Raw genomic sequence first — 11,601 nt, 5'->3', positions numbered from 1 at the left:
AAACGCGGTGCTACCGGGGTGGCCTTTCCGGCCGGAGTTCGGGAAGGGGGATCGTGAGGTCGAAAAGCGGATTCGTGCCGATGCGAGCGGAAAGTTCCAGATGCGCCTGCTCGCTCGCCTCGCTATCCGAAACGTTGGTAACAAGAATGTTTTTGATAACGGGAACCTGGTTATGGGCAAGCGCCCAGCCAGTTTTCCCGGCGTAGGAGATCTCAACGCGAAGGATTCGGGATTCCACAACAAGAACGTCGACTCCCTCAGATCCCACTCCGCTCATTCCCGCTAGTGCCTTTCCGTACGGTGTTTCGTGCGCCGCGTCCTCATTGGCAATCGGCGATATTTTCGACAGTCCACCCGATATGTTACTCCGTATCGCTCCCGGGCAGGCGGGTATTTTAGTCCGCGGAACGATGCGCGCGTCCAATATGTGAACAATGTGTCTCAGAATCTGGAATTTACATTAGTCTCCAGAGTGCGCGGTTTCCCGGCGCGGTAGGCGCCGGGCGGCGTCGTACTAGAAACGAACTCCGCGTGAAGGTTTCACTCGGAAACGGAACCACCCACGGCATAAGAGAAGAGAAGGAGGCCCGCGTGGCTGAAGGATACGTGCACTGGAATGGCGAACTGAATACGGAAGCCACCCAGCTACTTCGCGCGGGCGGCGCCATGTGCGTGCTCCCCACCAAGGTTGGCTATATTATCGCGACTACAGATTCGGCCGGTCTGGAACGGAAATTTGCGGTGAAGAACCGTAAGCGCAATAAGCCCGCCGTGGTGCTGTGTGGCTCCATGCAAGAGCTGGAAACCCTGGCGCAGCTGACTCCGGAAATCCGCGATTTTTACCAGAAGAACTGGGATAAAGATATCCTCATGGGCTGCATCCTGCCCTGGCGTGCCGAGGCTGCTGAAAAATACATTCCGGAAGAAGGCGAAGCACGTAATCTGGTGCGCGACGGACGCGGAACCTCCTGTTTCGTGATTCGCTACGGCAGGGCTGCCGAGCAGATCGCGGCGGAGCTGTGGGAGAAGGATGAGAAGCTGGTCTTTGCCTCCTCGGCGAACCCTTCCGGGCGCGGGAACCGCGGCAAGGTGGAAGGGATCGGAACCGATATCGCCACCGAAGCGGACCTGGTGATCGAAGCCGATGACTACGTGACGTCCATCCAGCCCGATGCCTCAGAAGCCACGCGATGGGAGCAGGGGGTAATGGTGTCTTTCGTAGATGAATCCGGGAAACTGGTGCCCGAACAGAACGGGCAGCGCATGGTTGCCCCGGCGCCGGTACTTATCCGTAAGGGTGTGTACCTGGATCGGATTCTCCAGCTGCTTTCCGAATCATTCCTCAGCTGGGATTTCCGGCAGGGAGCATACTACTAAGCCACTAAAGAGCTTCGCGAATCCCGAGCCACTGGTTCCACCCGTGGTGGAGCACCAGCCAGGCCATAAGCCCGTAACCGGCCTGGCGGGGCGTATAACCCCCGCTCAGGTCCATATCGGTATTCCACTGCTCGTGGTCAACCAGCGGGCTAAAAGTATCCACGAAGGGGAAACGGCGCCGCTCGGTCACATCCCGGTAGGCATTGGACAAATTGAGCTGCACATCGCGGGGCAGATCCGGGCGCGGGGGCGGGCCCACCACGAAGGGGCGCATCCGCATACGGTCCGCGGAATCCAGCAGATTCGCCAGGTGCAGGCGCGCCCGCGCCATGGTGCCCCCGCGCTCCAGATCGTGACTACCCAGCCCGATAACCAGGCGCGCCTCAATATCCGGTCCGGTACGCAAAGCAACTTCCCGCTCCCAGCGCTCCGCCATCTCCGAAATCGTTTCACCGGGCACAGCCAAAGTGAGGGGGAGAAGCGGAGGATCGGTGAGAGTGCGTGCCATAACGCGGCCCGTCCATCCGAGGGCCCGCGCATCGCCGTACCCGGCCACCAACTCATCGCCTATGAAGATGACACGTAAAGAATCCACGGCTGCCTCCCTTGTTACTACGTAAATCCTACCGTGCTCGCCGCGCGGGACGCGGGAATCGCTAGACTGCAAGAAGTACCTACCCTGGAGTTTATGTGACCAACGCTCTTCTCTTACTTCTTGGCATCCTCCTCACGCTGGGAACCGCGCTTTTTGTGGCCGCGGAATTCTCCCTGGTGGCCCTGGATCCTGCCGCGGTGGAATCACGCGCCGCTGAGGACCCGGCCGCCGCCAGTGTGGCCGGACGCCTCCACCACCTCTCCCTCTTCCTGTCCGCCTGCCAGGTGGGCATTACCATCACCACGATTCTGCTCGGCTACGTGGCTCAACAACCCCTCACGGAAATATTGACGGGCTGGCTCGGTGCGGCCGGGGTGGCACGTGCTGCGGCGGTTGCTATTGCCGCGGCCGCGGCCTTCCTCCTCGTCAATCTCTTCTCCATGCTCGTCGGGGAATTGGTGCCGAAAAATATGGCGCTGGCCGAGCCTCTGCGCACCGCGGCCCGGGTGGGCGGGCCCCTGCACGCCTTCAGCGTGGTCTTCAAACCCGTGATCGTGTCTTTCAACGCCACCGCGAACTGGTTGTTGCGCCGCATGGGCGTGGAACCGGCCGATGAAATATCCGGGGCGCGCTCGGGTCCGGAACTGGGTGCCCTGGTGCGCCAATCCGCGGCAGCAGGAACCCTGGAGCCCTCCACCGCACGCCTGCTGACCGCCTCCATCGGCGCGGGCGGGCTCACCGCCATCGATATTATGACCGACCGTGGCCGGGTGGAGTACCTGGAAGAAAGCGCCTCCGCCGCGGATGTGATCACCGCGGCGCGTACCACCGGCTTCTCGCGTTTCCCCGTGGTGGGTGAGGGCGGCCTCGACGATATTCGCGGATTCGCGCACCTGCGCCCCGCCGTGGCCATTCCCGCCGAGCGGCGCGCGGAGGTGCCCGTTACTTCCTCCTCGGTGATGCGCGAAGCATTTGCGGTACCCGAAACGATGGAATTACCCGAGCTCCTCGTGGTGCTTCGAGATATCGGTGGCCAAACGGCCGTCGTCGTCGACGAATATGGCGGCACCTCCGGAATCGTGACGCTCGAGGACGCCGTGGAAGAAATCGTCGGCAATATTTCGGACGAACACGACCGCCGCGGCGGAGGCGCGCGCCGCACCGCACCGGGAACCTGGGTAGTGCCCGGATTGCTGCGCCCGGACGAAGCCTTCCGTATCTGCGGGGTGCGCCTGCCCGAAGACGGTCCCTACGAAACCCTCGGAGGGCTGATTATGGCCGAACTTGGCCGCATCCCCGTGGTGGGGGACACGGTGGAGGTCGACGACGCCCAGCTGACCGTGCGCGCTATGGACGAGCGGCGCGTGGAAACGGTGGAGGTGAAAATCCATGAGTAATACCCTCGCCCTTATTCTCACCGTGCTGCTGCTCGCCGGAAACGCTTATTTCGTGGCCTGCGAGTTTGCGCTCACCGCCTCGCGGCCCTCTCGCCTGGAACCCCTGGCGGAAAGTAATCCGCGCGCCGCGAAAACCCTGGCGGCCTCCCGCAACCTCAATGAAATGCTGGCCGCCTGCCAGCTCGGCGTGACCCTGTGCTCGGTGGCTCTCGGGGCGCTCGCGGAACCGGCGCTCGCGGCCCTGCTGCTGGTACCGCTGGCTGCTGTGGGTGCTGGGGCGGTTCTCGCCCACACCATCGCTTTTGTGCTGGCCCTGCTCCTGGTGACCGCCCTGCACGTGATCCTGGGAGAAATGGTGCCGAAGAATCTCGCGGTCACCCATCCCGAACGCCTCGGCATGCTCTTCGTGCCCTCGCTACTGATTTTTGATCGCATCTTCCGCCCGGTAACCGGATCCCTCAACTGGCTCGCGGTTCATATCGTTTCCTGGATGGGTATGAAACCCAAAGACGAGGTCATCTCCGCTTTTACCGCCCCCGAAGTAGCGGCGATTGTGCACGCGTCCCAAGCGGCCGGGGTACTCCAAGATACCCAGGGTCTTATTACCGGGGCGCTGGAATTTTCCGAACATCAGGTGGGGGACACCATGCTGCCCCTAGATAAGGTGGTGACCTGCCCGCGCACCGCCACGCCCGCGCAGGTGGAACGGCTGGTGGCCGACCACGGGTATTCACGTTTCCCGCTGGTCAGTGGCGGGAATATCGTCGGGTATATTCACGTGAAAGATATTCTCGACGCCGCCCAGCGCGAACTGCCCATTTCCGCCCGGTTGGTGCGCCCGGTGCGCAGCCTGGCCGCCAGTACGGGTGTGGAGGATGCCCTGCGGACTATGCAAACCTCGGGTACGCATATGGCCATCGTGGAAGATAACGGAAAGGTAACGGGTGTGATCTTCCTCGAAGACGTGATTGAGGACCTCGTCGGAGACGTGCGTGATTCCATGCAGCGCCGTTCCTAAAACCGCGAGATAGCGCCGATATAGTGGTATGTCATGAGTGTGCTTCGGGAGCGGGATGGCGTGGCTAGCGCGCGGGGCACGACGGGTCATGTGGCGAAAACTCTTTGCCTTTCGAGCGCTGACCGTTATCATTTTGTAACAGTAATAGGCCGGTGGAATGACCGGTCTCGGGGTGGAAATTATAAGGAGAGCAGTGAGCGCGGCACACCACACCTCTCGCGGCGGGCGCAGGGCTGTCCGGGCGAGCGAGGCTCCGCAGGAGCGCGTTGGGAAACGCGCCGTGCGCAGCACCGCGGATGTGGGTGCGGAAAGCTCGCGGCTTGCAGGCTCGCACACGGCCCCGTCACACGCCGCGCGCGCATCACACGTAGCGCCTGCTGCGGATGCGATTCCCACTTCGCATGCCGTGTCTGCTTTGCCTGAAACTTCTGCTGGCCGTGCCCGCCGTGCTGCCGCGCCGGTATCCCGTTCAACTTCCCGGGCGGTGCCTACCGCAGAAGGTACTGACCGGGTGCGCGCCCCCGGCAAACGGGCTGAAGCATCACAATCCGCGCGGCGCGGGCGTCGCGCTGCTGCCGTCGCCCCGGTCGCAACCGTAGAAACGGCCGCAACGGTAGCAACAGTTGCAGCGCTCGCTCCGGTTGCTTCAACCTCAACACACGCACCGCTCGCAACGGTGCGTGAGCTTCCCGCGCGCGGCAAACGGGCCTGCACCGCGGTACCCGCAAGCACCGAGTCAGATACCGCAGCGCTCCCCACCCCGGAACTGAAACCGCAGGTAGAAGTGGGGCGCGGGGCCGCTTTCGGCGTCGTTCTTCCTTCTTCTTTGACCGTAGCCGCTTGCGAGGCAGCGCCTACCGCAGGAATCGGCGCCGCGGGGGGAATTACCGATAGCGAGGGCACGGAAGTCCTCTCCGAATCGGAAATTGGCGCGGCGCTGCGTGCGGGTGAAGCCCGCGGGCGCGCGCAGAACCGGGAACGTTCAGACCGTATCCTGGCCGGGGCTGCCGCGCAATGGGCGGTGGCGCGTTCCGTTTCTCCCTACCGCAATATTCTTATTGGCGCGGTGGCTTGCCTGGGTATGGTACTTCCCGTCATGTCCACCTTGCAGGGGAATGCGGCGCAGGCCGCCAACCCGGCTTTTGTGGCACCCGTAGCGGAAGAATTCACCACCCCGGCCCAGCTCACCGGGGAAGTCGGTGCGATTCAGCGCGCCCAGGCCCGCACCGCGGCAGAAAATCCGCGTCGTGCCTGCCCGACCTCCGCCGGGGCCTCCGGCACCCGCGCCGCTTTTGATATCCCCACGGATCGCCTCATCGTTAAGCCACTTCCCGAGGGCAGCTACCGCCTCACCTCGCCTTTCGGCACCCGCGTGGATCCGATCTCCGGTGAGGTATCCTCCCACGCCGGGCAGGACTTCGGCGCTCCGGCCGGTACCCCGATCCATGCCATTGCCGACGGTGTGGTCAAGCACGCCGGTGAAGGCATCCAGGGCCGCTCCAATAATCTCATTATTATTGAGCACACCATTAACGGGGAAAAGTTCAGCTCCTGGTATATCCATATGTACGACGACGGAGTTTTCGTCAAGGCCGGTGACAAAGTCAAGGCCGGTGACGTGATCGGAGCGGTGGGTTCGAATGGCTATTCCACTGGCCCGCACCTCCACCTGGAGATTCACGCCGCCAATGACGAACTCCTCGACCCGCTCGCCTTCCTGGAAGAACGTCAAGCCCAGCCTCTCGAGGCGGATTGTAAGTAATGGGGCGACTCTACGATATTGATGGGCCGGCGCTCATCATCGCCCACCGCGGTGGCGGTAACGAATACCCGGAAAACTCCCTGCGCGCTTTTGATGCTGTTTACCGCGCGGGATTTCGGCATATCGAATCGGATGTGCATACTACCGCGGACGGGGTGGCGGTTATCCTCCACGATCCGCTTCTGGACCGCACCACGGACGGGGTCGGCCCGGTCAGTGCGCACACCTGGGCGGAAGTTGCGCAGGTCCGTAACGAAGCCGGGGAACGCCCGCCGCGCCTAGACGAAGTCCTCGACGCCTTCCCGGATGCTGTTTTTAATCTCGACGCGAAATCCGATGCGGCCGTGGAACCGCTGGTGGCGGCGGTGCGGCGCACCGGGGCTGCCAGGCGGGTGTGCCTGGCAAGTTTCTCCCAGCCTCGCGTGGAGCGTATGCGTAGTCAGCTCCCGGGAGCCACATTTTCACTGGGCCGCTCCGCGGTGGCCTGGCTTATGGCTCTCTCCCGCTTGCCCGGGGTGCAGGGGGTGCGCATCGCAAAATTCCCCGGCTCGCAGCGCGGCTTCCAGGCAGTTCAGGTGCCGGTTGATATCGCGCTGCCCCGCCCGCGCTCGCTACCCCGCCCTCTTTCACGCTTGCGCCGCCGCGAGGAGGAGGACGGTAAGCTCGGGCGCCCGGTTCCCGTGCTCACCGCTCGTTTTGTGCAGCTCGCTCACGCGCAGGGTCTGGCGGTACACGCCTGGACAATTAATTCGGCCGCGGAGGCGGAGAGACTCCTTGACCTGGGTGTTGATGGCATTATTACCGACGAACCGAGCACTATGCGCAACTATTTCGACCGCTCGCAGTACTCGGTGCGGATTTAAACCCCGGTAGCGGGAGGGGAGCGTGGCAGGTAGCGGCGGCGTCGTACCATCTCCCGCACCGCGCTCGCACCGCACGCTCTCAGCGCAACCACCGCGCAAATAGTGACGAAACAAACAAGAAATGCTAGGCTTAAAGTTCCTTGCGGTGCATCGAAGCGCCGCACCGCCACATAAAAGGAGTTGTGATGAAGGCTTGGCAATTTACCAATACCCACGAACCTCTTGTTCTCAATGAGGTTCCTGAACCCACGGCCGGTCCGGGCGAAGTAGTTCTGGAGATGAAGGCGGCCGGTATTTGCCACTCGGATGTCGGTCTGCTCACGGACGAGGGCTGGCTATCTATGCTCGCCAAACGGCCTATCACCATCGGGCATGAAAATTCGGGCGTTGTGGCCGAAGTGGGCGAGGGTGTCACCGAATACCAGGTCGGGGACCGCGTAGGTGTGTGCCCCACCACCGCGGCCGGCGCCCCGGGCTACAGTTTCGATGGCGGTTTCGCTCCAAAAATGGCGGTTCCGGCCGAAGCGCTTGTCCCGCTTCCGGACGGGGTTGATTTTGTTCTGGGCGCCGCGGCAACCGATGCCGGAATGACGTCCCACGCGGCGGTTGTGACCCAGGGTGGCCTGCAAAAGGGCCAAACCGTGGGAATTATTGGCCTGGGTGGGCTCGGGCAGATCGGTGCGCGGGTGGCGGTTCTCGCCGGCGCGGATGTGTACGTGGCTGAAATCAACGAAAAGGTGTGGCCGCTGGCCGAAAAGATCGGCGCCAAGGGCGTAAAAGGGAACATCAAGGACTTCTCGGATATTACCTTTGATCTCATCGTAGACTTTGCCGGTTTCGGCACCACCACCGCGGACGCCGTGGATATTATTCGCCGCGATGGCACCGTGGTGGTTGTGGGAATGGGCAAGCTGGAATCCCTTATTTCCACGAAGAGTCTCATCCTCAACCAGTGCCGCCTCATCGGTTCTAACGGCGGTACCAAGGCAGATATTGCCGGGATTTACGAGTTCATGGCCACCGGGAAACTCACCCCGCAGGTCACCACCATCCCCTTCGAGGAGATTCCCGAGGGTATCGAGAAGCTCAAGAATCACGAGGTCGTGGGGCGCCTGGTTGTTGAGTATTAAGTAGCGGTGGCGTGTTGCGCCCGCGCGCGTTGCGGAACGACGGGGCGCTTGTGGAACGACGGCGCAGCTCGGGCCACCAGCGTAGCGCGATGGGCCCGCATATCTTTCGATACGCGGGCCCATCTTGATGCGATTTGTGCCCCGAACAGGATTCGAACCTGCGGCCTTTCGCTCCGGAGGCGAACGCTCTATCCCCTGAGCTATCGGGGCGCACTGCGCTACTTTACCACGTTGGTAGGCGCCGGGAAAAATACCTGGATTCTTACTTGGAGTTTCGTATCTTGTGCGTCTGCGGGTGGCGGTGCAATTTTGTCGGGGTTAGCACGTACACTTAGACACGTGACTCCGGAAGAACTCAGTGCATGTATCGCGGCGGAAATTAACGCCGCACGTAATGAAGGTCAGCTTCACCTCGATGGTGATATTCCCGCGGTGAAAATCGAGCGCCCGCGTTCGCGTGAGCACGGGGATTGGGCCACGAATGTGGCCATGCAGCTCGCCAAGCGCGCGGGAATGCCCCCGCGCGATCTAGCCACCCTGCTGGCCGGGCGCCTCGAGGGCGTCGCCGGCATTGCCCAGGTAGAGGTTGCCGGCCCCGGTTTTATTAATATTCGCCTCTCCGCGGGTGCCGCTGGGGAATTAGCCCGCACCATCGTGGAGCAGGCGGAGCGCTACGGCTCCTCGCAAGCCGGCGCCGGGACCACCGTCAATTTGGAATACGTCTCCGCGAACCCCACCGGTCCTATCCACATCGGAGGAGCGCGCTGGGCCGCGGTGGGGGATACCCTCGCCCGGATTCTCAGCTTTACCGGCGCTAATGTCGTGCGCGAATACTATTTCAATGATCACGGCAACCAAATCAATCATTTCTCGGAAAGTTTGCTGGCCGCGGCACTGGGCCGTGAAACCCCGGAAGATGGCTACGGTGGAACATATATTTCCGATATTGCGCAGCAGGTTATTTCCCAGGAACTAGCTGCCGGGCATCCCGATCCGCGCACCCTCCCGGAAACTGAAGCTCAGGAAGTATTCCGCGCCGGTGGTGTGGAGCTCATGTTCGCGGAGATCAAGAATTCCTTGGCTGATTTCCGGGCTGAATTCGATGTGTTCTTCCACGAACAATCCCTCCATGATTCCGGAGCGGTTGCCGCGGCCATCGAAAAACTCCGTGAACGCGGTGTTATTTACGAAGAAGATAATGCGGTATGGCTGCGCTCCACCGATTTCGGTGATGATAAAGACCGCGTCATCGTGAAATCGGATGGGGAAACCGCCTACTTCGCCGGTGACATCGCCTACTACCTCGATAAGCGCCACCGCGGTGCCGATCATGCCGTCTATATGCTCGGCGCGGATCACCACGGTTACATTGGGCGCATGTACGCCATGGCCCGCGCGTTTGGGGATACCGCCGGCAAGGGCGGCAATATGGAAATCCTCATCGGCCAGCTGGTCAACCTCAAGCGTGACGGCGTTCTGGTGCGTATGTCCAAGCGCGCTGGCACGGTGGTGACCCTGGAGGACCTGGTGGAAGCCGTGGGAGTGGATGCGGCACGCTACTCGCTGGTGCGGGCCTCGGTGGATACCACCCTGGAGCTGGACCTCAATGTGCTGGCCTCGCATACCAATGACAACCCGGTCTACTACGTGCAATACGCGCACGCGCGCACCGCTAATGTGGCTCGTAACGCGGCCGAACACGGGGTGCGGCGCGCGGATGCCTTCACGCCGGAGCTGCTGGAACAAGCCGATTCCGATCTCATCGGGCAGCTCGCTCGCTTCCCGGAAGTGATCTCCCTGGCCGCGGCCAATCGCGAACCGCACCGGGTGGCCCGCTACCTGGAAGAACTGGCCGGCGCCTACCACACCTGGTACGGCAAGGCCCGGGTCACCCCGCGCGCGGATGAAGAAGTCAGCGATCTGCACCGCACCCGCCTGTGGGTTAATGATGCAACCCGTCAGGTTCTCGCTAACGGGCTGCACCTGCTCGGGGTCAGCGCTCCGGAGAAAATGTGAGCGCCGCTGTGAGTGCTCTCGAGCAGCTGCCCGCGCCCGTCCCGGATGGTTCACCCACCGGGGTGTGGTCAACTACGGTGCGCCGGGTTCCCGGCGATCTCGAGGTGGGTGGCTGTTCGGTAAGCGGGCTGACCGCGCAATTCGGCACCCCGCTCTACATCCTGGATGAAGTAGATGCCCGCGCTCGCGCCGCCGCCTGGGTGAGCGCTATGCGCGAGGCTTTTGCGGAGTTGGCGGGAGCGGATGTTTACTACGCCTGCAAGGCTTTTGCCAGCGTGGGTGTAGCTAGGTGGATGCTGGAAGAAGGCCTCCACCTGGACACCTGCTCCGAAGGAGAGCTGCGCATCGCCCTGGCGGCCGGAGCGCGGGGGCACCAGCTCGGATTGCACGGAAATAATAAATCCGCGGCGGAAATTGAGCTGGCCCTGGAGCATGAGGTCGCCCACCTCGTAGTTGATTCCTTAGCCGAAGTGGAGCTGGTGGCGGAGGCTGCCGCGCGCCGCGGGCGGGTAGCGGCCGTTGTTGTGCGAATAACCTCCGGTATCCACGCGGGCGGCCACGATTTCATTGCTACCGCTCATGAGGACCAAAAATTCGGCCTGTCACTCACCAGCGGTGCCGCCTGGGAGGCTATCCGGCGTATTAGCGCCAATCCGTGGCTGCGCCTGGTGGGATTGCATTCGCATATCGGCTCCCAAATCGTGGCCACGGATGCTTTTGTGGCTGCGGCACGCGCCATCCTTGACCTGCGGGCTCGGGTGGCGCGCGAGCTGGGGAGTGTTATCCCCGAAATAGATCTGGGCGGTGGCTACGGGGTGCGCTACACCGGTGCGGATCCGATTCCGCCTTCCCCACGTGACTTCGCCACCGTGCTCGCCACGGAAGTTGCCCGGCACAGCGCCCAGAGTGGCATTCCTGCCCCGCGGATATCCGTGGAACCGGGCCGTTCCATTATTGCCCCGGCCGGTATGACGCTCTACACGGTGGGAACCATCAAAGATGTCCACGTGGATACTACCCGCACCCGCACCTATGTTTCGGTAGACGGGGGAATGTCCGATAATATCCGCCCCGCTCTCTACGGTGCGGATTACACCGCGGCACTCGTGGATCGAGTCCAGGCCGAGGATGCAGATTCTTCGCGCGTATGCCGAGTTGTCGGTAAACATTGCGAATCGGGCGATATTGTGGTGCGCGCCGTCGCCCTCCCGGAAGATATTCACGCCGGTGACCTGCTTGTCACGCCGGGAACCGGCGCCTACGGCCGGGTCATGGCCTCCCATTACAATATGCTTCCCAGCCCGGGAGTTATTGCGGTGCGTGATGGCCGGGCCCGCTGGCTTATTCGCGGGGAGACCGTGGCCGATCTCTTCGCGCTGGATGCGGATTACCCGGCCGCGGATTCCCCGGCCACCACTGCTGAAAACTAGGGCGGTTGCCGGC

General features: G+C 62.5%; 10 protein-coding genes and 1 tRNA gene. 8 read left to right on the top strand and 3 right to left on the bottom strand.

Features of this window, described 5'->3' with window-relative positions; genetic code table 11:
* Window positions 1-10: 10 nt before the first annotated feature.
* The gene (locus HMPREF9237_RS09385; RefSeq protein WP_016441751.1) at window positions 11-277 is read right to left on the bottom strand and encodes a hypothetical protein; all 267 of its coding nucleotides are present in this window, start codon (window positions 275-277) and stop codon (window positions 11-13) included.
* A 314-nt stretch (window positions 278-591) separates the two neighbouring features.
* On the opposite strand from HMPREF9237_RS09385, the gene HMPREF9237_RS00510 reads away from it, so the two are divergent.
* Complete coding sequence (locus HMPREF9237_RS00510) at window positions 592-1,377, top strand: L-threonylcarbamoyladenylate synthase (RefSeq protein WP_016441750.1); 786 nt, start codon at window positions 592-594, stop codon at window positions 1,375-1,377.
* 4 nt (window positions 1,378-1,381) lie between these two features.
* Here the strand turns inward: HMPREF9237_RS00510 and HMPREF9237_RS00505 are convergent, their stop codons facing one another.
* Window positions 1,382-1,972: a GDSL-type esterase/lipase family protein gene (locus tag HMPREF9237_RS00505; RefSeq protein ID WP_016441749.1), complete on the bottom strand. Its 591-nt coding sequence runs from the start codon at window positions 1,970-1,972 to the stop codon at window positions 1,382-1,384.
* A 95-nt stretch (window positions 1,973-2,067) separates the two neighbouring features.
* Between HMPREF9237_RS00505 and HMPREF9237_RS00500 the strand changes: the two genes are divergently transcribed.
* From HMPREF9237_RS00500 to HMPREF9237_RS00480, 5 genes are all read left to right on the top strand, one after another.
* Window positions 2,068-3,369, top strand: coding sequence for a hemolysin family protein (locus HMPREF9237_RS00500; RefSeq protein ID WP_016441748.1), 1,302 nt, complete (start codon window positions 2,068-2,070; stop codon window positions 3,367-3,369).
* Window positions 3,362-4,387, top strand: a complete 1,026-nt coding sequence (locus tag HMPREF9237_RS00495) for a hemolysin family protein (protein ID WP_016441747.1) — start codon at window positions 3,362-3,364, stop codon at window positions 4,385-4,387. The genes HMPREF9237_RS00500 and HMPREF9237_RS00495 overlap by 8 nt, the downstream gene beginning before the upstream one ends.
* Window positions 4,388-4,580: 193 nt before the next feature.
* On the top strand, window positions 4,581-6,149 hold the full coding sequence (locus HMPREF9237_RS08700) for a M23 family metallopeptidase (protein WP_016441746.1): 1,569 nt from the start codon (window positions 4,581-4,583) through the stop codon (window positions 6,147-6,149).
* Window positions 6,149-7,012 (top strand): glycerophosphodiester phosphodiesterase family protein, encoded by an 864-nt coding sequence (locus tag HMPREF9237_RS00485; protein WP_016441745.1) that lies wholly within the window; start codon window positions 6,149-6,151, stop codon window positions 7,010-7,012. The genes HMPREF9237_RS08700 and HMPREF9237_RS00485 overlap by 1 nt, the downstream gene beginning before the upstream one ends.
* Window positions 7,013-7,197: 185 nt before the next feature.
* Window positions 7,198-8,142 carry a zinc-binding dehydrogenase gene (locus HMPREF9237_RS00480; protein WP_016441744.1) on the top strand — a complete coding sequence of 315 codons (945 nt, stop codon included), beginning with the start codon at window positions 7,198-7,200 and terminating at the stop codon, window positions 8,140-8,142.
* A 137-nt stretch (window positions 8,143-8,279) separates the two neighbouring features.
* Here HMPREF9237_RS00480 and HMPREF9237_RS00475 read toward each other — a convergent pair.
* Window positions 8,280-8,352, bottom strand: a tRNA-Arg gene (locus tag HMPREF9237_RS00475).
* A 129-nt stretch (window positions 8,353-8,481) separates the two neighbouring features.
* On the opposite strand from HMPREF9237_RS00475, the gene argS reads away from it, so the two are divergent.
* Window positions 8,482-10,158 (top strand): arginine--tRNA ligase, encoded by a 1,677-nt coding sequence (argS, locus tag HMPREF9237_RS00470; protein ID WP_016441743.1) that lies wholly within the window; start codon window positions 8,482-8,484, stop codon window positions 10,156-10,158.
* Window positions 10,159-10,166: 8 nt separating this feature from the next.
* Window positions 10,167-11,588, top strand: coding sequence for a diaminopimelate decarboxylase (gene lysA / locus HMPREF9237_RS00465; protein WP_155875748.1), 1,422 nt, complete (start codon window positions 10,167-10,169; stop codon window positions 11,586-11,588).
* Window positions 11,589-11,601: the final 13 nt, after the last annotated feature.

The sequence above is a fragment of the Actinotignum schaalii FB123-CNA-2 genome (assembly GCF_000411135.1).
In the GTDB taxonomy this organism is placed as follows: Bacteria; Actinomycetota; Actinomycetes; order Actinomycetales; family Actinomycetaceae; genus Actinotignum; species Actinotignum schaalii_A.
This window is presented reverse-complemented; position numbering and strand designations above follow the sequence as displayed.